We start from the raw sequence: 22,725 nt of genomic DNA on the forward strand, positions 1-22,725 counted from the left end.
TCTGCTTATCCAATTGGATTATAACCAGCAGGGGTCACTTTCATAAATTTTTGTGCCTTGAGCATAGCGAAAGGAATGGTACTTAAAATGAAAAAAATTGCCCTGGTAACGGATAGTACGGCTGACTTAACAGAAGAAATAATAAAGGATTGTAATGTCCATATAATTCCTCTTAAAGTGAGGTTCGGGGAGCAAGAATTTATTGACGGTGAGCTTACGAGTGAGGACTTCTATCGACGTCTGATGGAAGAGAAAACACTCCCCCAGACATCTCAACCCACTCCAGAGGAGTTTAGTCGGCTATACAGTAAGTTGCTAGAGGAGTATCAGGAAGTAATCTCCGTGCATATTTCTTCAGCACTTAGCGGGACGTTCAATGCTGCAAATATCGCTAAGGAAAAGTTTAAGGAAAAAATTCACCTCGTAGATTCCAAAACGATTAGTTTAGGGGCAGGGCTAATGGTGATGGAGGTTGCTAGGAATATTAAAGAAGGTCATGATACTCAGTGGATTCTAGAAAATGTTAAGAAGGCCAGAAAAAATATTGAAACCCTTTTTACTTTAAATACTATGGAGTATCTGCAAAAGGGAGGACGTATCGGTAAGGTTCAAGGTTTTATGGGTTCATTGTTAAATATTAAACCAATCATTAGAGTAGGAGATGACGGGATATACCACTCATACGGAAAGGCACATAGTCAAAAAAAGGCACTGGATAACGTTGTCCAAGCATGTCAAGATTTAGCAAAAGGGCGAAAAGCAATCCGATTGGTGGTAGTTCACGGTGCTGCACAAAAAGCCGGAGTATATCTAAAGGAAGCTTTAGAATATGCTTTTCAACTTCCGACAACAGCCTTTACCCAAGTGGGACCAGTTATAGGGGTGCACACTGGGCCGGGAACTGTTGGGGCTGGGATTGAGTTTGAATAAAAAAACAAGAACCCGTGGGATTTTTATCCTAGGGGTTCTTTTCATAATACTATTTAGAAGACCTTTACATAATTATTAATAGATTGAAGAATAATTGGCATAACAATCAGCAGTGTGATTAGAAAACATTGGCTCATAAACGAGGGTGGGGGGGAGTGCATATGAGTTATATGACGTTAACAATTGCTATGGGGTTAGTCCTAATCTTCGCTTATTGGTCTAGAAGCCGTCAGATCAAGAACGAAAAGAGGCGAAAATCTAAAACGACTGATGTTTATCCATTATCAAGAACAAAAAGTCAAGCTAAATTACGAAGAATTAAATAAGAAGTATTTAATGCTTATTGATAGATGCCTATTAAAGGTTTAACCTCATTGTTCCAAAGTTTAACTGTTATTTCCGAATCTAGGTGAGGCTTCTTCAGCATAGCTTTTAGAAAATACTCCTGTTGTATAGTATTGTTATAATTGGAGATCTGGGTTAAAGCGAATTGGGCAAAATCACGAACTATAAAGCTAAAGATTTCACTGAGTAATTCTGAAGATATTGGGTTGAGCTTAGAGTTTTCTAAAATTAGTTGGGCATATACAATCAAGGTGAACATTTCACCTAAGGCCAACATATAGTCAATATTCTTCAACTGTTCGTGATTGGGGCCGGCCTGTTCTAGGAAAGTTCGGAAGAGCTCGATTTGTTCTAGGAAAATTATCACATTAGGTATCTGTATTCCTTCGTAGGGTAAGTGGTAATCAGGAAAACGTACCGAAGCCAGCTTTCCAGCCTTCTGACGGAAAAGATAAGAGTCATCTGCAGAGTCATCCCGTTTGGGGATTGCCGGATATTCGACTGGATTAAAGAAATAGTTGTTGATGAATTTAATAACTAAGGCAATATTTACGTGAGTAGTTCCTTCCAAACGAGGAATCATACCAATGTCTCTAATGGCAGTTTCAAAATAAGTGTCTTGTTCAAAACCCTTGGCGGCAATTGCATCAAGAAGCATCTCAATTATTTTCATGCCTTGAGTAGTAACTTTCATTTTTTGAATAGGATTAAATAGTAAATAGCGCCGATCATCATCGGAAGCAGAGCGGAAATAATCTAAACTTCTCAAGGCATAGAGCTTCATAGCAATCAGGCGAGCGTATGATTCAGTAAAAATCTTCTGAATATGTGGGAAGTCTGTTACTTTTTTCCCATATAATTCACGGTAAGACGCATGATTTAGAGCTTCATAATAAGCGTGGGTGCAAATTCCAATTGAGGCAAACCCTAATTGAAATTTACCGATATTTATAGTAGATAGAGCAGAATCCCACGCCAAGGTTCCGCTCGATAGGATCTCATCCTTAGTAATCGGATAATCAATAAGTTCATAATCTCCAACGTAGGCGGCACGAACGCCTGAGGTGGAGATCTTTTTGTTTAATTTATAGTTCCGATGCTGACTGTCAACGACAAAAAACACATAGTCATTATTCTCGCTATATTTCGCAAATGTTGATACTAGTGCAGCTTCATTTGCATTACCAATATAGTACTTGCCACCATTTGCAAGATAGCTCCCCTCGCCATTTAAAGTTAAGGACATTTCGTTACTATAGAGATCCGCTCCATGGGTTTTTTCGGATAATCCGAAGGCGAAAATTGCCCCTTCCCTTAACTTCTGGGCGGTAAAGTGTTTAGCCTTTTCATTATCCCCCATCCAAATAGGTCCAAGTCCGAGAATAGAAACCTGATAAGCATATTGATAAGATAATGAATAAAAGGCACTGATTTCGTTGAATTCGCAGACACGAAACAAATCAAATCGAGAATCCGATGCTCCATAGCCTGCTGGAGTTAACAGGGTTGAGAATATTTGTTCCTTTTTTATTAGTTTTAGAAAATCTGTATACCAGCGGCTGGCCTGATCATCTTCCTTGATACTTTTGAGTCCTTTGTCCTCAAAAAAATGGATAGTTTTCTCCATTATTTCCTTAGATAACGAATCATGTTGCGGACTTTGATAGTTTTGGGGATTAAGTAAGAGGGACAAAAACCTCACACCTTTCTTTCATGTAGTATAATGAACAAGTATTCATCAATTGTCTTAATTATCTCACAAATGTAAAGAATGTAAAGTTAAACATTGCCTATAACCTTTAAATTATTCTTAAGGAAGAGAAAACTCTCATTCAGAGTTTAAGGATGAATAATTTAGACATCCTTCTTATCTACTTAGAGAAACAAGCAAGCATGATTTATTCAGTTTTGGCAGAGAATAACCGTGAATTAACATTATATTACAGAGATAAAAAGGTTTGAGAAGCTAACATTTTACTTGTGTATTAGATAAGGAAGAAGTGAGGTATAACTTATGAACAGTGACGGATTGCAACTTGCTACCTTTGCTGGAGGCTGTTTTTGGTGCATGGTTAAACCCTTTGAAGAATTGCCTGGTGTTGCTAAGGTAGAGGCGGGGTATACCGGTGGAAGTGTAGAGAATCCTACTTATGAGGATGTATGCTCTAAGAAGACTGGACATTTTGAAGCGGTACAGATTACCTTTGATCCACTTTTAGTATCTTATCATCGATTGTTAGATACTTACTGGAAACAGATTGATCCGACGAACCCAATGGGTCAGTTTGTTGATCTGGGACATGCATATCGAACTGCAATTTTTTATCATAATGAGGAACAAAGGAACCTTGCCGAAAGATCCAAGATGGATATTGACGAAAGTAAGCGATTTAAGAAACCTATCGTGACAGAAATCTTGCCGGCGGTTAAGTTTTATCCTGCTGAAGAATATCACCAGTCCTATTATAAAAAGTTTCCATTGAGATATGGTGCCTATCGTCAAGGGTCTGGCAGGGATGATTTTCTTAATGAGTATTGGGGGAAGCATACAGATAAAGAACTTTTGAAACCAAAACTGACAACTATGCAGTATAAAGTAACACAAGAAAAAGCAACCGAACCCCCTTTTCAAAATGACTACTGGAATAATTTTAAAGAAGGGATTTATGTGGATGTGATTTCTGGGGAACCGCTTTTCAGTTCTCAGGACAAATTCGAGTCTGGTTGTGGGTGGCCCAGCTTTTCGAAACCAATTCAAACAGGAGTAATTTCAGAAAAACCTGATTTCAGTCTTTTAATGAAACGTACCGAAGTTCTTAGTGCTAACTCGGAAGCCCATCTGGGACATGTCTTTGAAGATGGCCCTGAGCAGAGTGGTGGGTTGCGTTATTGTATTAACTCTGCAGCCCTGCGCTTTATACCTAAAGAAGCATTAATTGAAGAGGGTTACGGTAATTACTTAAGCATGTTCGATGATGATCGCAAATGAAATCACCTCACCTCAGACAAATTAATCAGCGCAGAAACATCTAGAGGTACATTCTGAGGCGGAGTTTACACATGATATTTATCCTGACTGTTCTAAAGAATTATATGAAACATGAAAGCAAAGGTTAGAACACGAAAAAAAGCCTCCTCGGCTCTAACCGAAGAGGCTGATTGGTAAAGGAAAACTACCAATTATTACGAGGGGTGGGGTGGAAGCAGTCACGGCAATACACAGGTTTCTCGCCAGAGGGGCGAAAAGGAACAGTTGTTTCCTTTCCACAGGTGGCACAGACGGCGGGAAACATTTCCCGTTCTTGACGGTTATTATATCCACCGGAAGATCGAGTCTGTGCCTTTTTGGCGGCGCGGCACTGAGGGCATCTTCCAGGATCATTCGTAAACCCTTTTTCTGCAAAAAATTCCTGTTCGGATGCGGAGAAAATAAATTCTTGGCCACAGTCTCGACAAGTCAAAATCTTGTCATTAAACATTGCAAACACCTCTTTAGTTTGTTGTAAATATCGTCGTCATTTCAGGAGTCGGTTCCTGATTTAAACTCGATAATAATAGAGTATACCCAGAGGCTACTGTTTTTATTTAGGATCATTCTTTTTATAGGATAATCTTTATAATATTATCCAAATTTATATTCAAAAACGTACATCCTAACAAATTGACTGCATGTTTGATGATTTATAATAATCTTTTGCACTGAAATTAGGTTTATTCCGAGTCTTTAAGCAAGAAGATAGAGTTACTCTTTATCCAAAACTTTTGGAATCTCAGGTGTTAATTCCAACATTTGTGGTCGTGAGGTTCTAAGAATTAGGTAAATACCTCCTAAGATCAGCATTAGCGGGACTATGCTTCCTCTTAGTAAATTATACAAATTCCAATTACCTATTAGATTTCCTATAAATGAATATCTGTCTAATTGGTGGATAAGGCTGAGAAGGCCTAGGATGATTATAGTAGTTCCTATTAAACGATGATTCTTTAAAAGTGGGGTGTAATCAAATAATTGACGGTCGAAGAGATCCTGATCAACAATAGTCTGCCCTTCTTCAACTCGTCTTCTTAGATGGTGGCTTTCAAAGAAGCTGAAAAACCAAGCAGGAATTACTATAAATGGCATAATAAAATCTAGACCAATAAAATTAATTACTGCGATTCCTCCAAAGGTAATAATCATTAATTGTATTCCTCGACGAAATAGTCCCAGATGCATATGAGCTGCACCTGGAATTAGACTGTAGCACAGAAATAGAAATTTCTCTATTAATGTCTTCTTTGGAAATATTTCTGTTGATAAACTTGGAGCTGAAATAAAACTAAGACTACGTTCTAGGCATGGACGACAGATTGTTTTATCGTCTACCTTAATTGTGCATTCCGGGCAGATTGGATTTTTGCATTTCACACAAAGGGCTTGGGCCTCTTGGTTAGGATGATAGTTACAATTCATGATTAGTCCTCCTTGAATTTTTAATCTAATTTGTTCGAGAATTAGGAATTAAGTGGTTTAAAAAAGAAGAAGCAGCCTGACTTACTTTGTCTAAGGGAATTGATATTTGTTTGCTAAGTGAAGAGCCAAGTTCTGTCACCTGATCTGTTTTAATTATTGAGCTAAATGAGGTTAGATTAAAGGCAAACAGGAAAACTCCGGCAGCGATCATACTAAAGCCCCAATTTCTCAACTCGAAAAGACGAAAAGTATTAACACTCACTAAGTTCTGCTTATACCTGTTCTTGTCAATTGAATCCATAATATTGACTTTGATATCTAACTGAGGCATAGGGATGTCTGGGTTTGATATTATCTCTAACGTTTTCTTGATATCAGAAACAATATCCCGGCATTCGGGGCAATGCCCTAGATGAGAGGCCATTTCGTTTCGCTCTGAATCCCTCAAACACTGTTTAACGTAACTGTGCCAACTGTCCTGGCTTCGATAACAAGTCATGACCTTCACCTCCAGAGGACTTTGAGTGCAGTTTATCCCGTAACATTTTTCGGCCTCGAAATAAGCGGGTTTCAACGGTTCGCTTAGACGTATTTGTTATTTCAGCGATTTCCTGGGGGCTAAAATCTTCAAAATAGTATAAGATTAAGACTGTACTATAAATTGCTGGTAAGTTTACAACAGCTGCCTGGATTTCAGAGGCAACCTCCTGCCGAAGATATAAGTCTTCGGGGCCTTCTTCTTCTGCGGAAAAAATATCCAAGCAACTTACTTCTGCATATTGGGGCCTTTTCTTCCTACACCAATCAAGACAATGGTTGACGGCAATTCTGTAGAGCCAAGTTGAAAAGGCCGAACCCTGTTTAAAGCTGGAAAGATTGTTGTAGGCTTTTATAAAAATATCTTGAACCAGATCCCGAGCATCTTCGATGTTTTGGGTATAATAATAAGACACCCGATATAATTTCGTCTGATAGCGATCTACGATATCGCCGTATCGCTCGCCATTTCCAATTAGGACAGCCTGAATTATTTCCTCATCCTCTTTAAGGATGGTTTGAGCATGATAATGCAAATATCGTTCACCGCCTTGCATCCTTTTAGACGAATACTATATTGAATATACGTCAAATGGAATTGAAAATTATTTACCAATGTTTTAAAGAAGACAAAGTGTTATTGATGAGTTAAGAAACATAATACCGATGGAAATATTAGGACGAGAGGAATTCAATTGGCTAAAAGGAGGTAATACTAGTGCGCAGACAATTTGTAGTTATAGGATTAGGCAGATTTGGAACGAGTGTAGCCAAAACTTTAAGTGATCTAGGACATGATGTCCTTGCAATGGATAAAAATGAGCATGCAGTTCATGCTCTAATGAATGATGTGACCCAGGCAGTAAAGGCTGACGGAAGAGAAGAGGAAACACTTCGAGCTTTAGGGGTTAGGAACTTTGATGTGGCAATTGTTGCAATGGGAGATGACTTGGAAGCTAATATTTTAATTACACTTATGTTAAAAGAAATGGGAATTCCAATGGTTGTAGCAAAAGCTCAATCAACTCAACACGGAAAAGTGTTAGAGAAAATTGGTGCAGATCAAATCATTTATCCAGAACAAGATATGGGGATACGCCTAGCAAATAATTTAATTCGCTCAAACGTGCTGGACTTTATAGAATTGTCTCAGGATTATAGTATCTTTGAGATTGCCGCGTCTACACGCTTTCTTAAGAAAAGTATTGGAGAATTAGATCTGAGAGCTGCGTATGGAATTAATGTTATGGCAGTCAAGAAAAAGGGGGGCGAAATTGTGGTTGCGCCCGGCCCTGCTTATATAATAGAAGACAAGGATGTATTAGTCATTGTCAGCAGCAAAAATGCACTTTCCAAATTGCCTGATTGATTGGCTTCAAGAGTGTTATATCAATATTGAAACAACCGTAAATAAGACAGTAGTGATAATAGCTGCAATTAATGATGGTATTAACTTCGACCTGGCATATTCCATAACTGGTAGGTCAAGAATTGTACATAAAGTTATGGAATTGTCACTTAAAGGAGAGGCAAAGGCACCGAAGGTACCACTAGCGAAAACAGCTCCAATTACAAGGATAATACTTGAACTGGTTTCTTGAGCTAATGTTACTGCCAGGGGCATCAATAAACCCCAGGTTCCCCAAGATGAACCGATGAAGTAAGCAATAGAACTTCCTAAAATAAAAACAATTGGTGCAATAAAGCTTTTAGGGATCCAACCTACTAAATTTGAAGCAATATAGGTTGAGAATCCCAAATCTTCGGAAACAGCCGATAAGGCCCAAACTAATGCAAGCATTAGGATAACAGAAACCAGTTCGTTGCCACCCTCAACGAAATGAGTTACGATTTTAGCGACACTAATACCCTGTAAAAGGAAGAAAAGCAATGACAAAAGCAATGTTACAAAAAGAGCCTCAAGCATAACCCCTAGGGAATCAGCTTTTAAAAAGGTCTCAAAGAAGTTGTTGGTTTGAGATCGGCCGTCTCTCCAACTTAAGAAGAGAGTCATGATTAAGATCACACATAGGGGGAGAATGAGATTTATTGGTTTGCTGGGGGTTTCTTTCTGATAGTTTTCAATACACTTTTTAAGTGCTTCCTCCTCGTGCTGCGCTTCGGAGGTATCAACCAAGTCCTCCTGAGTTTCACTTCTCATTTCTTTAAAAAAGCTATAGTAAAGTCCTATGCCAATTATGGAGAGTGAGAAGAAATTAAAAGGTATGCTTTTTATAAACACACTGTAGGGGGATTCGTTAATTCCCACTTGTTGTAGAGATGTTCCAATTAAAGATACCATATATCCAACAAATGCAGTTGCTATGGGAACAAGTGCAACTACCGGATTAGCTGTTACTTCAATCATAAAGCCTATTTTCTGCAAAGAGATTGGCAGCCTTCTTTTCAATAATTTCATAATGGGAGCAACGGTCACAATTCTAAAATTGGGGTTATTAAAAGTTCCAAATGTTGAAAGCCAGATTAGCAGCATAGCTGAGCGTTTGGTTTTAACCTTGCGGCCCACAAGGTTAACAAATCCCTTCATTCCTCCCATTATTTTAGTCAAGTTTATAAGGCCGGCAAAAACATAAAGAAATATAATAATTCTAATATTGTTGGGTTTTACCAAATTGTTAATAAGATAAGATATGAGTGTTTTGATGCCACCAAAGAGATCCGGCTGAATAAGATAGCTGCCTAAGATTAAACCTGCAAAAAGGCCTGGTTGAACTTGTTTGGACAAAACTGATATTGGGATAACCACTAAAAAAGGCAAAAGCGAGACCCATGAATTTTCCATAACAACCTACTTTCATATTTAGTTTAAATACAATCTCTTCTTAACTAAAAATTACTGGACGGCATTACTTATATATTATCCCCAGATAGGTAATCATATATTAGATGAATCACAATGATAGATTTTATCAACTTAAGCAAAGAAGGAATAAGTTATTATTTAGCGAAGTTACATAGTATGACATTTCTATCAGACTTTAATGAAGATAAGGGGATTTTATTTTGGAAAGACAGCAAAGCAATCCAAGTCGCATGGTTGTTATTGAAGACAAACGGAGTGGTGAACGTTTTTTGGTAGATTTATTAAGAGGGCAGACATATGATAAAGCGCAATATACCAAGATTACTTATGAAGTTCCATTAAAAAAGGAATTTTGGGATTTACCACGCCTAACTAAATCTAAATAGAAATTTCAAGTCTGTAGGTTCATGCATAGTACCAGAAAAGACACCCTGGTGGGTGTCTTTTCTGGTACTATGAAGCGAACTTAAATTTACCGAAGTACTTAAGAATTTATAATTAGACCTTTTAAATAATTTCCGAAACTTTACGCATATTTTGAGTCGTGGCGGCGAAGCTTTGAATTGTTGCAGTCATTTCTTGATTAGCTGCGGCTTGGGTAAGTGCAACGCTTGTTAATTCCTCCACCTTATTCATAAGATGATTAACCTTGTCATTGATAGTCGAGATTAAGGTTTTAGAATCATTAACCGACTTTGCACTATTTTCTGCCATTTTGCGAATCTCATCAGCCACAACAGTGAAACCTCTGCCAAAATCGCCTGCTCTTGCAGCTTCTATAGCGGCATTTAAACCTAATAATCTTGAATTTGTAGCCACACTTTTAACAAAATCTAAAATATTATTAGTTTGCTCAATTAATTTCAAGATGTCTTGAGTTTGGGATAATACCTCAGCAATATTTTCCGATAATACTAGAGCTGAGGATGCTAAATCTTCTGTCGTTGCCGAGAGTTGTTCAGCGGAAGATGAAATATTCTCAGTTATCTCTTGCAGTGCAGTTTGGCCTTTCAAGCTAAGGGCAAGAGTTAAAGTTCCAATAATACTATTTGACCAATCTTTAATTGGCATAGTTGAAGATTTAAAGGCTACTCCATACTGCTCTTTTGGCACAATGCCAACTTTATGAGCACCTGTTGTTAATGAGATGGGTATATGTCCCCTTGTAGGAATAGGACTACCGACTAAATCAGATTTGCTGATAACGGCTTCGGTGCCCATGAAATAATGTCTGAATTTTTCTCGATCAGTGACAATAACGGTATTTTCAATCGGTATGACCTGGTGAAATAACGATGCGATTTTTCCAATAATCTCAAAAAAATCATTTTCATTGATGGTATTCGTTGATATAGAGTCTTCCATTAAGATACGCCTCTTTCTGAATGATTTCAATAAAAAGTGTGAGACCTTCTAATTTAGATTAACATCGTTATTCCTTGAATTAGCATAGTAGCTATAAACTATAAAACGAGCGCCCACTTAAAGATATTCTTTGGTGAGCGCTCTGCTAAAAATGTCGGAATGGGGAGACTCAGAATTGATTAAAAATATTATCCTTGGACATTATTCTTAGCAGCTGCGGCTATGGCAAGTTTGGTTACCAGCTTATTGATGCCATAAATAGCAACAATGAAGATACCTCCACCGATCAGTTCAATTCCAATCCATTCAAACACATTTACGTGTGGAACCGTGGCAGCAATAGCTTTGTCAGTCGCAGCCTTCATGGCGGCAATAGCTTCAGGGTTACCTCCCTTTGCAACAACAGCGTTTGCGTATCCAGCAACTGTATGTGCTGCTATGGTTGCTACTGTGTAACCGGCAGATACGGCACCAGCAACGGTAAAGCACATAAATGCATAGTTATTGAAGACCCATGGAACAATGTCCTTTAAAAATACAATGGCAGCGACAAATATCGCGATATAGATTAATTTTCCTATGAATATAATTTCTGCATTATGAGGGTCGGTGGCTTTGGCCATGTCTCCGCCCATCATTGGTACAATTACTCCCAAAAAATAAGTTATCAGAACCAGATTAAGTAAACCGAAGGCACTTCCGATTAAGATAGCTGGTGCTTCTTTGATGTTCATGTGTGACATGAAGTAAAAAATCATAATTAAAAATGCCGGCCAGGTAGCTAAATGTCTCGGCTCTAAAATTAACTCACCCGCCATAATAACAACTAGTAATAAGGCTAAAAAGATAAAGGTTAATTTGTTAAAAACTTCGCTTAGAGAAGCCATTTATTCATCCTCCTAATTAAAATTTTCTTAATAAATCAAAAAATAACTCTAAGCCCCCTCTCTTTGTTGCCGGTATCCAGTTAATCCAGCTTACTGACGAATTGGTTACGCTCCACAAATATGCAACTTCGATGCCATAATTGTTGTAATATTCAAAAATCAACAAACATCTATTCATAATACAAGTTTTATCTAATATATAGAGAGTGGCATAAGTCATTGGTAAGGATTAGTGTAGATTGCGAGGTTCGTGTTTCCAGAAATTAGAAAAAGATACAGATACACAGGCCTTAGAAAGAGGTGCTTTTGAGTTAAATTGTTTCATAGGTATACACTATGTATACAATATATACATTTTTTCGTATAGTTTTATAGTTTAGACTTTTTAACAATTCCTAATTGATGGCATGTTAATTGCAAAATATTCAGATTGCCATTAACTTTTGAAGTTTTAAGGGAGGAGTATTATAGATGCAATAATGATCGGTTGCTTTGAATATGTAAAGGTTGCAAAGTCATATTGGGGCTAGCTCATCGAGTTCAGTGGACTTTAGCTAAGGAAAAGTCATGTTGCGTCCTGACTGATGTTCACTAAAAGCTAAACAAGTTGATTAGAATTCTCTTAAAACCAGAAAGGAGTGACTGGATTGTGAAAATGTTTGAATATATGGGGAAAGAAATATTTTCAAAATACGGACTTAAAGTGCCGAAGGGGAGAATGGTGAACAACTCGGAAGATGCTGCTTTTATAGCGAAGGATATCGGCGGAGCTGTGGTAATAAAATCTCAGGTGTTATCTGGAAAACGTGGCAAGGCAGGTGGAATTAAGTTTGCGGATAATCCTGAACAGGCCAAAGCTGCAGCACAAGAGATATTTGAAATGACCGTTCAAGGACATGCAGTTGAGATTTTGCTTATAGAGGAAAAGCTAAAAATTGACAAGGAATTTTATTTGGCTATCACTATAGATTTAGCAGCAAAGAGACCTGTCATCATTGCCTCGATCAAGGGTGGCATGGATATTGAAGAAGTCGCTGAAGATTACATTATTAAAGAACAAATCGATGTAGAATTAGGTATGCAGAGTTTTATTGCCAGTGATATTGTCAGACGAATGGGTGTAACTCTTAATAGCCCTCTAGGTAAAGAACTTGTAAGAACGATACGAACTTTGTATAGGATTTTTGTGGAGATAGATGCTGAGTTAGTGGAGATAAACCCGTTAGTTATTAGTGGTGATAAAGTCATCGCAGCGGATTCAAAAATAACTATCGATGACGCTGCACTTTATAGACAGATAGAACTACCACGGGTAGAAGAGCGTACAGTTGTGGAGAAAACTGCTCATGATTTAGGACTATCTTTTGTTGAGCTCAATGGTGATATTGGGGTTATGGCCAATGGTGCCGGGATTACTATGGGTACACTTGATACTATTACTTATTATGGAGGAAAATCTGCTAACTTCCTTGACGCCGGGGGAGGAACAGGTGAGGAAGGTACTGCAAAAGCGTTAGAATTAATATTATCTAGGAATCCTAAGGCAATAGTTATTAACATCTTTGGTGGAATTACTCGTTGCGATGATGTTGCAAGAGCCCTAGCTTCTGTGAAAAAAAATATTGGTATTCCAGTTCCTGTGGTCGTACGATTAGTAGGTACCAACCAAGAAGCTGGTCGAGCAATACTTAAAGAAGTTGGTATTGAAGCCTATGATTTTATGCAGGACGCGATTAAGAAAGTTGTAGAGCTTTCTAGGTAATTAGAAGGGGAGGGCTTAGAATTGGCCATTATTATTGATGAAACAACGAATGTGCTGGTTCAGGGGATATCTGGGAAACAAGGTTTTTTTCATACAAAGCAAATGTTAACCTATGGAAGCAAGGTTATAGCAGGAACTTCCCCCGGAAAAGGTGGAACCACTATCGAGGGAATACCAGTATATGATAGCGTTCGAGCTGCAATTGAGAAGCATCGGATTGATGCGTCGGTAGTTTTTGTTCCTGCGACCATGGCCAAAGATGCGGCTTTGGAAGCTTTGGCGGCGGGAATAAAAGTAGTTGTAGTTGTTACTGAACATATCCCTGTTCATGACGAAATGGCAATCGTTGCTTATGCAAAGCGGGTTAATTCGATTGTTATAGGACCAAACACATTTGGAATTGTATCTTCGGGTAAATGTAAAATCGGTATTCCGCCTAATCAATTCTTTATTCCTGGCCCAGTGGGTGTTGTAGCTCGCTCCGGTACTCTTACTTACGAAATCGTTGGGAATCTCACAGCGCAAAATATTGGACAATCAACAGTTGTCGGGATGGGCGGTGATCGAGTAGTTGGGCTTACATTTGTCGATGTCCTTAAGAAATTTGAGCAAGATCCGGAAACTAAAGTAGTTGTATTAATTGGAGAAATTGGAGGATTTGCTGAGGAAGAAGCTTCTCAATATATTAAAGAAATGACCAAACCAGTAGTGGCTTACATTGCTGGAAAGAGTGCTCCCCAGGGTAAACAAATGGGTCATGCAGGAGCCATCATCGAGCGAGGTAAGGGAACTTACGAAGGTAAGGTAAAGGCATTGACAGAGGCTGGAGCAAAGATTGTTGAACTTCCTTTTGAGGTGCCGGGAATAATCAAGGAACTACTGCTTAAGCTATAAATAATTTCTAGGTTTAAAACACCTACTTCATAGTAAGTGGGTGTTTTTATGTATTCATTAAGCTGTATGGTTTATATACTGGAAAATATAAAATGCCTAATCTGATTGTTTCAATTCCATACAAGTCTAACTACCCAATCCTAGTGGAACAAATCCACCAAGAGGTCTTTCTTTTTGAAAAAATTTGTACCGATAGTATCAAAATTAGTTGCGGGGCCCTAGGCGAATAAAGAATGATAAAAATTGTCCGAGTATTTCAAAGTATTTTTCTTCTGTTGTGACAGTTGGCATGCTTTTTGTAATGAAGAAATGGTAGCCTTTACAAAATCTCTATGTAAAAGGCGAATTGAGAGACTTGTGCTTGAGTGAGGTGAGAAAATACCCATTTGTAATTTGTACTTAAAATAATAAAAGAAGGACGTGTTTTTTTTGGCTAGCAAATATATTTACAAAAACCGTGACAACAAATTCATCATTAAAGAGTGGTTAGATGGAAAGAAAATCCTTGGGCTGAAACGTTTTGAGGATTATCTGAGCTTCGAAGATGTTGACTCAATTCTCGATGAAGCCTTAAAAATGAGTAGAGAAGTAGTAGCTCCGACCAATGACGACGGAGATACTATTGGTGCAAAATTTACTGATGGGAAAGTTATCGTTCCACCATCTTTTCATAAAGCATTTAAGTTTGTCGAAGAGAATGGCTGGGGTGGAAGCAACAAGGATATCGATGGAGAAGGCACTTTGCCAGAGATTCTAAGTGAATCTGTTCGTGAATTTATGATAGCTGCTAACCCATCAATGACCCCTTATTTCGGTTTAGCAGGTGGAATCGCATCTGTAATTAAAGAATTTGCTACAAAAGAACAGATAGATCTCTACACTCCAAAAATGTTTTCAGGGATTTGGAACGGCACAATGTGTTTGACAGAGCCTGGTGGCGGATCCGATGTAGGAGATATGACCTCTAAAGCGTATCCTACTGAGAAGCCGAATTTTTATAAAATTAAGGGGACAAAATGTTTTATTACGGGTGGAGACCACGATCTTACTGAAAATATCATCCACCTAGTATTGGCAAGGATTGATGGTGCTGCTCCGGGAACAAAAGGTTTGTCACTATTTATTGTACCTAAAATTTGGGTTAATGAGGATGGAAGCCTCGGCGAACCTAACGATGTCACAACTGTTGGAATCGAACACAAAATGGGTTTGAAAGGTTCTTCAACAGCAGTACTCAGCTTCGGTGATGATGATAAGTGCATAGGTTGGCTCTTAGGTAGTGCACCGGACGAAAAAGGAATCGGACAAGGCATGGCCCAAATGTTCAAGATGATTAATGGATCCAGAATGGATACTGGGCATAGTGCTTTAGGTGTAGCGACTGTTGCGTATAATAATGCAGTTGAGTATGCAAAAGAACGTATTCAAGGTCGTCCAATTACTGATCCCAGAGGAAAACGGGTTCCTATTATCCAACACGAAGATGTCCGTCGTATGTTGCTTACTCAAAAAGCTACGTTAGATGCTATGCGTGCAATGATTTTCCAAGGGTACTACTATCTTGATCTAATTGATTTCGGCGGAGAACCTGAAGATGTTGCTCAAGCAAAACGCTTTATTGAAGTTATCACCCCATTAGTTAAAGCGTATTGCTCAGATCAAGGCTGGTTAATGGTTACGGAAGCAATTCAAGTCTTTGCAGGCTATGGCTTTACAGAGGAATACCCAGTCGCTAAATGTGCCAGAGATATCAAAATTTACTCCATTTGGGAAGGTACTAACTTTATTCAATCTATGGATCTTGTTGGCCGTAAGTGGAATCTGGAAAAAGGTAATATATTCAAGGAGTTCTTGACAGCAATCGGCGCTTTTGTACAAAGCAACGAAGGGAATACCGAATTTGCTCGTGAATTTGCATTACTTGGAGAAGCATTGCAATCCTACGTAGACATGATGAAGACTGTGCTAGGCTACTTTAAAGGCGATATCAGAATGGTACCGTTGTACAGTACAAGAATTCTACGGATTACGGCTGAGCTCTATGCTGCTTACTTGTTAATGCAACAAGCTTTGGTCTGCAGTGCAAAAATCAAAGAAGGAGCTACAGACATTTTCTATCCCGGAAAAGTCCAAACTGTTAAATTCTACGTGCACAATATTTTACCTGATGTTATGGCTACTGTTCGAGTCATTAAAGATGCTGATACATCCGCCATTGATATGCCAGAAGAAGCCTTTTAGAGATTCTAGGTGCTGAAGAGCTAGACTGTTTCTAGCTTGGCCTTAGCTAAGTTTTTAATAAACAGTCTAGTATTCAGAGAACTGTGAGAATAGAAAAATGAGTAAAGATATGCTTATAGAGCTTATGCCGAAGTTCTTTTTTATCCCCGGGGAATGTAAGGGGAGATTCCCTTATAGCAATGGTTTGTTGATCGATTCCAGCTTAAGAGTGCTTGTCGATGCTGGGTTTGGACTTAGCCGCAGAGAGGAAATACTTAGAAACGGCGATGTGGATGTAATCATAAATACACACTTTCATCTGGATCATGCTTTTGGCAACAAATATTTCCCCAAAGCAGAAATATGGGCTCACGTCCTTGATGCACCTGCCCTGCGAAGTAAAAAAGAATTTTTGGCCTATTCAGGACTAGATCATACACCGGATTTCCCAGAGGGATATCCCTTTCCCCATGGCATGCCAGGTCGAGCGGTAGGAAGAGAACTGGCAGAGGGGGAGATCTTGGACTTTGGAAATGTAGTCTTACAAGTGCTTCATACCCCGGGCCATACACCCGGGCATATCTCCCTCTATGAACCAAAGGAAGGCATATTGTTTTCCGGGGATATTGATTTGTCTCCGTTTGGGCCGTTTTATGGAAATACAAGTTCGAATCTGGAGGAGTTTTCTAAGTCGATTAGACGACTAATTGATTTAAACCCCAAAGTACTCGTGACAAGTCATTCCCCGATCATTTCAGACAATATCCCCGAACGACTTAAAGAATACGCTGAGATAATTGACCTGCGAGCAACGAAACTATTACAAGCCTTGCGTGTCCCCAGGTCAAAACAAGAATTGATGGAAATGAAAATCATATATGATCACTATCCTGAACCTCAAAGCCTGTATAGATATTTTGAAGAGGTCATGATTGGAAAACACCTTCGGCACTTAATGGGGCTTGGAGAGGTCAAATTAATGGCGAATCAAAAGTATAAGGCTTATGCCTGAAAGGTGGTAATGGGTTTGGATGTAAAAACAGCACTCATAGAGCGGAGAAGTATCCGTAAATACAAATCGGATCCTGTTCCAGACGATTTGCTGCAAGAATTGCTTGAAGCAGCTCGCTTGGCTCCTTCGGGTACCAATCATCAACCATGGCGTTTTATTGTGGTTAAGAATCAGGCCATTAAAGAACAAATCCGAGAGGCAGCCTTTAACCAAAAGTTTCTATGTGAAGCTCCAATTTTGCTTGTTTGTTGTGCAGATCTTTCTTCCTATGCCAAAAACACCAGAAAAAGGGTACAAGAATTAGTTGATGCAGGAGTATTTGGGTCAGAAGCTTTTGACAACTATCCGGGCATTGATCAAGAACTGGATGCTAACGCATTGAAGGGATTTATTCCCCATGCCATGCTGAATGTTGCTCTTGCAATAGAGCATATTGCCCTGCGAGCTGTGTCCCTGGGTCTGGGTACCTGTTGGGTGCAATTAATGAAAGCAAAGAAAATTGCTCAGATTCTGGAATTGCCCGATAATCTGGTGATCACTGCCTTGATGCCAGTTGGATTTCCTGATCAAAGCCCCCCTTTACGTCCAAGGATAAATATAGAAGAGATTGTTTATAAAGTACTGGAATAATATTTTGGAGGTGCTTACTAATGAAGGTTGAAGATATTAAGAAAATATGTGTTATTGGGGCCGGCAACATGGGTCATCAAATATCAGTGTGTTGTGCTTTGGCGGGGTATAAAGTATCCTGTACAGATATTAGTCAAGAAATGTTAGATAAAGCGGAGGCTTTTGCCAAGAAGTGGTTGCCTGAGCGTGTTTCGAAAGGAAAACTGAAGCAAGAACAAGCTGATATGGCAATGGCTAATCTTAGCTTCACTACAAGTCTTGAGGAAGCTGCAGGAGATGCGGACTATGTCATCGAAGCTGCTGTTGAAAAAATGGACATTAAACGAAAGCTTTTTGCGGACTTAGATAGAATCACCCCTCCCCATGCAATTTTGGCTACTAATAGTTCGTTTATCGTTAGTTCTGAAGTTGCATATTCAACTAAAAGACCTGACAAAGTCTGCAACATGCACTTCTTTAATCCTGCCTTAGTTATGAAATTAGTAGAAGTTGTACAGGGAGCTCATACTTCACCGGAAACTGCTCAAATCACCATGGATTTGACAGCTAAACTGGGGAAAACCGGGGTATTACTGAAAAAAGAAATCTATGGATTCCTTGTTAATCGAATCTTAGCAGCTCTCAATGCGGAGGCTATGTTCCTTGCCGACATGGGAATTGCTACCCCTGAAGAGATTGACATTGCAGTCACAAATGCTTTAGGGCATCCTATGGGACCATTCCGTTTAGTAGACTTCACAGGAATTGATTTGGCTTACTATATTGGAATGGAACGTTACCAAAATACTGGAGATCCGAAGGATAAGCCATCTCCACTGATTGTCGAAAAATTCACTAAGGGAGAATATGGCGTTAAGTCCAAAAAAGGTTTTTACTCATACGAGTAAGGAACTAAAACCCTCTTATTCCACAAAAATAGAATGTAAGGAGGTTATAGAATGTCCAAAGAAGCGGTTATTGTATCCGCAGTCCGAACTGCTATCGGCCGAGCCGGAGGCACACTGGGAAGAATCCCTCCCCATTTATATGGAGCGGAAGTTTTGAAAGAAGCAGTGAATCGTATAGGTTTAGATCCAAACGAGATCGAAGATGTAATCATGGGAAATTGTTTAAATGCTGGTGGCAATATTGCTCATTTATGCTCCCTACAAGCAGGTTTGCCTATGGACCTTGCTGGTATTACTATAGATAGGCAGTGCGGCTCGGGTTTAAATGCTGTTAACATGGCAGCCCAAGCAATTATGGCCGGTATGGGAGACGTGTATCTTGCCGGTGGAACAGAAAGCTGTTCTCTGACACCTTATGTTATGGAACATACTGATTTCTTCAGCAGAACACCGCCAAAATTCCGCAGCTTTCAGTTATCAACTGATGAAATTGGAAATCCACCAATGGGAATTACTGCTGAAAATTTAGCGGATAAATATCAGATTAGCCGTCAAGAACAGGATGAATTTGCCCTAAGCAGCCAACAAAAAATGGGGAAAGCCATGGAGGCCGGCTATTTCAAAGATCAAATAGTTCCCCTTACTATACCTGCTGGCAAAGGTAAAACTATTGTATTTGACAGAGATGAACACCCCCGTCCGCAAACGACAATGGAAGGATTGGCTAAGCTTGGCCCAGCCTTTAAGGCCGGAGGGACTGTCACGGCTGGGAACAGTTCAGGTGTTAATGACGCGGCCTCAGCAGTAGTTGTTATGTCCGCCGACAGGGCAAAGGCCCTTGGTTTAAAACCATTGGCTAAAATCCGCACATTTGCTGTCGCCGGTGTAGATCCTAACATTATGGGGATCGGACCAGTTCCGGCAACAAGGAAAGCATTAGCCCGAGCCGGACTTTCTTTAGAAGATATGGACATTATCGAATTGAACGAAGCTTTTGCAGCTCAAGTATTAGCTGTAGACAGAGAGCTGCATTTTGATCTGAGTAAAGTTAATGTCAATGGTGGGGCCGTCGCCCATGGTCATCCAATTGCAGCTACCGGCGCAATTCTAACTACGAAAATGGTATATGAGATGAATCGTAGGGACGTTCAATTTGGACTAATTACAGCTTGCATTGGTGGTGGGCAAGGAATTGCCACTATCTTGGAAAGAGTATAATGGTTTAGTAAGTATTTAAAAAGTCCCCTGATCTTATAAAGATCAGGGGGTCTTGCCTTGCTTGTTTAGAAAAGAGTAAATAACATTAAGTTCGAAAATTACAAAAGAAAATGAATTCTGATTTAATAGTTCAGAATATTCTTTAATATATACAGAAAATTATTATGCAGATAGAGTGGTAAAATTAATTAGAAAGAGGGGAAATAATGGAAAAAGCGCCCGTATCTATCGTGAAAGTAACTGATGTCTATCAATCTCTTCAAGAGAGCTTAAAGCTCTGCGATGGGCTTTCAGGGTTAAATATTAATGATCGAATTCTGATTAAGCCCAATATCGTTAGTTGGGACTTTGAGATGCCGTTTCCTCCCTATGGTGTGGTAACCACTAGTCTTGTAGTGAGTGCCTTAGTTCGTATTTTGGCAGAGCATGGCTTTAAAGATCTGACGATTGGAGAAGGCCCCTTGCCCAATGCTAAAGCCAAGGGTGAGGTTATTTATGAAGCTTTAGGGTATAAAAGGTTACAGGAACGTTACGGGGTTAAACTAGTAGACTTTAACGTAGAGAAATTTGAGACAGTTGAATATGAAGACGGATTTGAATTAGATATTGCTAAAGCTGCTCTTGAAGCCGACAAAATTATCAATGTACCTGTTTTGAAAACACATAGTCAAGCTAAAGTATCCTTAGGGATTAAAAATCTCAAAGGATGCCTCAATAAAAAATCAAAGCAAGCTTGCCATGGTATAGGTGAGAATGATCTGTTGCGGACTTTTCCTCGAATTATTGAAAAACTGCCTGTAGCTTTAACAATTATTGATGGCCTTTATACCTTAGAAAAAGGGCCTGGACCAACAGGGAAAGCCTTTAGAAAAGATCTTCTTATTGCTTCTCGCGATTCCTTTGCCTGTGACCTTGTAGGAGCGGCTATTTTGGGTTATCCAGGCAATGAGGTTGAACATCTTACTAATTATGCTAAACGGCATGGGTATAGTATGGAAGTGGCAGATTATGAGGTTAAAGGGGAAAAAATCTCTGAGCATGAAAAATTTACGATATATGATTGGGGTTGGACAGAGGATGATACCGGGCCAACCGGGTTTAAAAAGAGGGGAATTACTGGGCTAGCGATCCGCAAGTATGATAATAGTCTATGTACGGGATGTTCGGTGCAATTTAATCCTATGTTAATCCTTTTCGGATCAGCTTATAAAGGCCAGCCATTTCCTAATGTAGAGGTTGTCAGCGGTAAACAACAGCTTGCTTCGGCGGGCTTTAACAAGTCCGTACTCTTTGGTAAGTGTGCCTGCCATAATAATAAAGATAACCCCAATATTAAGAAATCAATTTATCTCTGGGGTTGTCCTCCCGATTTAGGAATGATTGCTGAAGAGCTGGCTAAAGAGGGGATGGAGTGCGATTATCAAGAATATGTCCACTTTCGTAACTACTTGTTCGATAGATATAAAATCGATGAAAGCTTTCGACTAAGTGATTGGACAATCGAATAGAACACAAAGAAAGTGTGCATCCGATAGTTGCACTTTCTTTGTGCTCTTATAGAAATTCATCATCTGCCAGTACACATGAGGAGGAGTAGCTATGAAAATCACTGACGAAGAGCTGAATATTATTAAGCAAACTATTCGAAATTTCATCAAGAAAGAGGTAGAACCTTTAGGTGAGCAGATGGAAGAAGAGGACCATGTTCCACGCAGTTTGTTAGATAAAGCGGCTGGGATTGGTTTGTTCGGCTTGAGCACGCCTGAAAAGTATGGTGGCTTAGGGGCTGGAATGGTCGGAAAAGTTATCGTTTACGAAGAGTTAGGTAAAGGCCCGAATTGTTTCTGTTCCATTATAGGCTGTCATAATGGGATTGGCAGTGTCGGTATTGTGGAGTGTGGCAATGAGGAACAAAAAGAGCGTTATCTGCCTAAAATGGCAAGCGGTGAACTGATCGGAGCTTTTGCACTAACGGAAGCCTCTGCCGGCTCAGACCCTGGCAGTTTAAAGACGACGGCAGTGCTTAAGGGTGATCATTATATTCTCAACGGTACTAAGCAGTTCATCACCAACAGTGACGTTGCAGGTGTTTTTACGGTAATGGCAGTAACTGACAAAAGCAAAGGAAGTAAAGGGATTACTTCTTTTATCGTAGAGCGGAACTTTAAAGGTTTTAATGTGGGGAAATTCGAGAAAAAAATGGGCTTGCATGGTTCTCTAACGGCAGAGCTAATCTTTGAGGATTGTGAAGTACCGGTTGAAAATGTATTAGGCGAGTTGGGGCAAGGTTATGTTAATGCCTTGAAGATCTTAGCTAACGGGCGAGCCGGACTGGCGGCCAGGAACTTGGGTTCCTGCGAAAAACTATTGGAATTGAGTATGCAATACGCATTACAACGTGTGCAATTCGGTAAGCCAATTTTCGAGAACCAAATTATCCAGCATTATTTGGCTAACATGGCTATAGAAATAGAGGCCCTGCGAAGTTTAACTTATGACGTTGCACGAAGAATAGATCAAGGTGAAAAGATCATAAAAGAAGCTGCTATTGTAAAAGCCTTTGGTTCGGAAGCCTTCGGTCGGGTAGCTGATTTGGCTGTTCAAATTCATGGCGGTATGGGGTATATGCGGGAATGTCAAGTGGAAAGATTCTATCGTGATGCAAGGATTGCCCGCATCTATGAAGGTACCTCGGAAATTCAACGTAATATTATTGCAGCCCAGCTGAAAAAGGAATATGCCTTATAGTTAAGGAGGTTAC

22 protein-coding genes are annotated in these 22,725 nt (G+C 39.4%); 14 read left to right on the plus strand and 8 right to left on the minus strand.

Translation table 11 applies throughout. The features are described 5' to 3' along the window. Nucleotides 1–87 precede the first annotated feature (87 nt). Nucleotides 88–930 (plus strand): DegV family protein, encoded by an 843-nt coding sequence (locus tag BLS16_RS18590; protein ID WP_014901795.1) that lies wholly within the window; start codon nucleotides 88–90, stop codon nucleotides 928–930. A 161-nt stretch (nucleotides 931–1,091) separates the two neighbouring features. Continuing rightward, on the plus strand, nucleotides 1,092–1,256 hold the full coding sequence (locus BLS16_RS23825) for a hypothetical protein (RefSeq protein ID WP_014901796.1): 165 nt from the start codon (nucleotides 1,092–1,094) through the stop codon (nucleotides 1,254–1,256). A 14-nt stretch (nucleotides 1,257–1,270) separates the two neighbouring features. On the opposite strand, the gene BLS16_RS18595 is transcribed toward BLS16_RS23825, so the two are convergent. Further along, nucleotides 1,271–2,902 (minus strand): acyl-CoA dehydrogenase family protein, encoded by a 1,632-nt coding sequence (locus BLS16_RS18595; protein WP_242876366.1) that lies wholly within the window; start codon nucleotides 2,900–2,902, stop codon nucleotides 1,271–1,273. Between the two features lie 387 nt (nucleotides 2,903–3,289). On the opposite strand from BLS16_RS18595, the gene msrA reads away from it, so the two are divergent. Then, a complete protein-coding gene (gene msrA / locus BLS16_RS18600) occupies nucleotides 3,290–4,264 on the plus strand; it encodes a peptide-methionine (S)-S-oxide reductase MsrA (RefSeq protein WP_092335159.1) in 975 nt (324 codons plus the stop codon). 184 nt (nucleotides 4,265–4,448) lie between these two features. Here the strand turns inward: msrA and BLS16_RS18605 are convergent, their stop codons facing one another. The 4 genes from BLS16_RS18605 to BLS16_RS18620 form a co-directional block, all read right to left on the minus strand. Continuing rightward, on the minus strand, nucleotides 4,449–4,754 hold the full coding sequence (locus BLS16_RS18605; protein ID WP_014901799.1) for a zinc-ribbon domain containing protein: 306 nt from the start codon (nucleotides 4,752–4,754) through the stop codon (nucleotides 4,449–4,451). 263 nt (nucleotides 4,755–5,017) lie between these two features. After that, complete coding sequence (locus tag BLS16_RS18610; RefSeq protein WP_092335160.1) at nucleotides 5,018–5,728, minus strand: B-box zinc finger protein; 711 nt, start codon at nucleotides 5,726–5,728, stop codon at nucleotides 5,018–5,020. Between the two features lie 25 nt (nucleotides 5,729–5,753). Then, entirely contained in the window at nucleotides 5,754–6,227 is a 474-nt protein-coding gene (locus BLS16_RS18615; protein ID WP_092335161.1) for an anti-sigma factor family protein, read from the minus strand. Continuing rightward, nucleotides 6,184–6,801, minus strand: coding sequence for an RNA polymerase sigma factor (locus tag BLS16_RS18620; protein WP_092335162.1), 618 nt, complete (start codon nucleotides 6,799–6,801; stop codon nucleotides 6,184–6,186). The genes BLS16_RS18615 and BLS16_RS18620 overlap by 44 nt, the downstream gene beginning before the upstream one ends. Nucleotides 6,802–6,983: 182 nt before the next feature. Between BLS16_RS18620 and BLS16_RS18625 the strand changes: the two genes are divergently transcribed. Further along, entirely contained in the window at nucleotides 6,984–7,634 is a 651-nt protein-coding gene (locus tag BLS16_RS18625) for a potassium channel family protein (RefSeq protein ID WP_092335163.1), read from the plus strand. A gap of 15 nt (nucleotides 7,635–7,649) precedes the next feature. Here the strand turns inward: BLS16_RS18625 and BLS16_RS18630 are convergent, their stop codons facing one another. Next, on the minus strand, nucleotides 7,650–9,068 hold the full coding sequence (locus tag BLS16_RS18630; RefSeq protein WP_092335164.1) for a Na+/H+ antiporter NhaC family protein: 1,419 nt from the start codon (nucleotides 9,066–9,068) through the stop codon (nucleotides 7,650–7,652). Nucleotides 9,069–9,289: 221 nt separating this feature from the next. Between BLS16_RS18630 and BLS16_RS18635 the strand changes: the two genes are divergently transcribed. Further along, nucleotides 9,290–9,475 carry a hypothetical protein gene (locus BLS16_RS18635; RefSeq protein WP_092335165.1) on the plus strand — a complete coding sequence of 62 codons (186 nt, stop codon included), beginning with the start codon at nucleotides 9,290–9,292 and terminating at the stop codon, nucleotides 9,473–9,475. 121 nt (nucleotides 9,476–9,596) lie between these two features. On the opposite strand, the gene BLS16_RS18640 is transcribed toward BLS16_RS18635, so the two are convergent. Further along, entirely contained in the window at nucleotides 9,597–10,454 is an 858-nt protein-coding gene (locus tag BLS16_RS18640) for a methyl-accepting chemotaxis protein (protein WP_092335166.1), read from the minus strand. Between the two features lie 188 nt (nucleotides 10,455–10,642). Further along, nucleotides 10,643–11,341: a hypothetical protein gene (locus BLS16_RS18645; protein WP_092335167.1), complete on the minus strand. Its 699-nt coding sequence runs from the start codon at nucleotides 11,339–11,341 to the stop codon at nucleotides 10,643–10,645. Nucleotides 11,342–11,990: 649 nt separating this feature from the next. Between BLS16_RS18645 and sucC the strand changes: the two genes are divergently transcribed. The 9 genes from sucC (at nucleotide 11,991) to BLS16_RS18690 (ending at nucleotide 22,712) form a co-directional block, all read left to right on the plus strand. Then, nucleotides 11,991–13,103, plus strand: a complete 1,113-nt coding sequence (gene sucC / locus BLS16_RS18650; protein WP_092335168.1) for an ADP-forming succinate--CoA ligase subunit beta — start codon at nucleotides 11,991–11,993, stop codon at nucleotides 13,101–13,103. Between the two features lie 21 nt (nucleotides 13,104–13,124). Further along, nucleotides 13,125–13,997: a succinate--CoA ligase subunit alpha gene (gene sucD / locus BLS16_RS18655; protein WP_092335169.1), complete on the plus strand. Its 873-nt coding sequence runs from the start codon at nucleotides 13,125–13,127 to the stop codon at nucleotides 13,995–13,997. 429 nt (nucleotides 13,998–14,426) lie between these two features. Continuing rightward, the gene (locus tag BLS16_RS18660; protein WP_092335170.1) at nucleotides 14,427–16,238 is read left to right on the plus strand and encodes an acyl-CoA dehydrogenase family protein; all 1,812 of its coding nucleotides are present in this window, start codon (nucleotides 14,427–14,429) and stop codon (nucleotides 16,236–16,238) included. Between the two features lie 97 nt (nucleotides 16,239–16,335). Next, on the plus strand, nucleotides 16,336–17,229 hold the full coding sequence (locus BLS16_RS18665; protein ID WP_092335171.1) for an MBL fold metallo-hydrolase: 894 nt from the start codon (nucleotides 16,336–16,338) through the stop codon (nucleotides 17,227–17,229). A 9-nt stretch (nucleotides 17,230–17,238) separates the two neighbouring features. Next, nucleotides 17,239–17,859: a nitroreductase family protein gene (locus BLS16_RS18670; RefSeq protein ID WP_242876367.1), complete on the plus strand. Its 621-nt coding sequence runs from the start codon at nucleotides 17,239–17,241 to the stop codon at nucleotides 17,857–17,859. 20 nt (nucleotides 17,860–17,879) lie between these two features. Further along, nucleotides 17,880–18,746 (plus strand): 3-hydroxyacyl-CoA dehydrogenase family protein, encoded by an 867-nt coding sequence (locus BLS16_RS18675; RefSeq protein WP_092335173.1) that lies wholly within the window; start codon nucleotides 17,880–17,882, stop codon nucleotides 18,744–18,746. A 51-nt stretch (nucleotides 18,747–18,797) separates the two neighbouring features. Continuing rightward, nucleotides 18,798–19,964, plus strand: coding sequence for a thiolase family protein (locus BLS16_RS18680; protein ID WP_092335174.1), 1,167 nt, complete (start codon nucleotides 18,798–18,800; stop codon nucleotides 19,962–19,964). Nucleotides 19,965–20,170: 206 nt separating this feature from the next. Continuing rightward, nucleotides 20,171–21,472, plus strand: a complete 1,302-nt coding sequence (locus BLS16_RS18685) for a DUF362 domain-containing protein (protein WP_092335175.1) — start codon at nucleotides 20,171–20,173, stop codon at nucleotides 21,470–21,472. A 91-nt stretch (nucleotides 21,473–21,563) separates the two neighbouring features. After that, entirely contained in the window at nucleotides 21,564–22,712 is a 1,149-nt protein-coding gene (locus BLS16_RS18690) for an acyl-CoA dehydrogenase family protein (RefSeq protein ID WP_092335176.1), read from the plus strand. Nucleotides 22,713–22,725: the final 13 nt, after the last annotated feature.

Origin of the sequence: Desulfosporosinus hippei DSM 8344 (assembly GCF_900100785.1) — a bacterium.
GTDB classification, from domain to species: Bacteria; Bacillota; Desulfitobacteriia; order Desulfitobacteriales; family Desulfitobacteriaceae; genus Desulfosporosinus; species Desulfosporosinus hippei.

What these genes read in the sequence shown, in the direction of transcription:
- BLS16_RS18685 (WP_092335175.1), top strand. Translation starts at nt 20,171, where the DNA reads ATGGAAAAAGCGCCCGTATCTATCGTGAAAGTAACTGATGTCTATCAA.
- BLS16_RS18680 (WP_092335174.1), top strand. Translation starts at nt 18,798, where the DNA reads ATGTCCAAAGAAGCGGTTATTGTATCCGCAGTCCGAACTGCTATCGGC.
- BLS16_RS18640 (WP_092335166.1), bottom strand. Translation starts at nt 10,454, where the DNA reads ATGGAAGACTCTATATCAACGAATACCATCAATGAAAATGATTTTTTT.
- BLS16_RS18595 (WP_242876366.1), bottom strand. Translation starts at nt 2,902, where the DNA reads ATGGAGAAAACTATCCATTTTTTTGAGGACAAAGGACTCAAAAGTATC.
- BLS16_RS18645 (WP_092335167.1), bottom strand. Translation starts at nt 11,341, where the DNA reads ATGGCTTCTCTAAGCGAAGTTTTTAACAAATTAACCTTTATCTTTTTA.
- msrA (WP_092335159.1), top strand. Translation starts at nt 3,290, where the DNA reads ATGAACAGTGACGGATTGCAACTTGCTACCTTTGCTGGAGGCTGTTTT.
- BLS16_RS18690 (WP_092335176.1), top strand. Translation starts at nt 21,564, where the DNA reads ATGAAAATCACTGACGAAGAGCTGAATATTATTAAGCAAACTATTCGA.
- BLS16_RS18590 (WP_014901795.1), top strand. Translation starts at nt 88, where the DNA reads ATGAAAAAAATTGCCCTGGTAACGGATAGTACGGCTGACTTAACAGAA.
- BLS16_RS18670 (WP_242876367.1), top strand. Translation starts at nt 17,239, where the DNA reads ATGGGTTTGGATGTAAAAACAGCACTCATAGAGCGGAGAAGTATCCGT.
- BLS16_RS18675 (WP_092335173.1), top strand. Translation starts at nt 17,880, where the DNA reads ATGAAGGTTGAAGATATTAAGAAAATATGTGTTATTGGGGCCGGCAAC.
- BLS16_RS18665 (WP_092335171.1), top strand. Translation starts at nt 16,336, where the DNA reads ATGAGTAAAGATATGCTTATAGAGCTTATGCCGAAGTTCTTTTTTATC.
- BLS16_RS18605 (WP_014901799.1), bottom strand. Translation starts at nt 4,754, where the DNA reads ATGTTTAATGACAAGATTTTGACTTGTCGAGACTGTGGCCAAGAATTT.
- BLS16_RS23825 (WP_014901796.1), top strand. Translation starts at nt 1,092, where the DNA reads ATGAGTTATATGACGTTAACAATTGCTATGGGGTTAGTCCTAATCTTC.
- BLS16_RS18615 (WP_092335161.1), bottom strand. Translation starts at nt 6,227, where the DNA reads ATGACTTGTTATCGAAGCCAGGACAGTTGGCACAGTTACGTTAAACAG.
- BLS16_RS18630 (WP_092335164.1), bottom strand. Translation starts at nt 9,068, where the DNA reads ATGGAAAATTCATGGGTCTCGCTTTTGCCTTTTTTAGTGGTTATCCCA.
- BLS16_RS18610 (WP_092335160.1), bottom strand. Translation starts at nt 5,728, where the DNA reads ATGAATTGTAACTATCATCCTAACCAAGAGGCCCAAGCCCTTTGTGTG.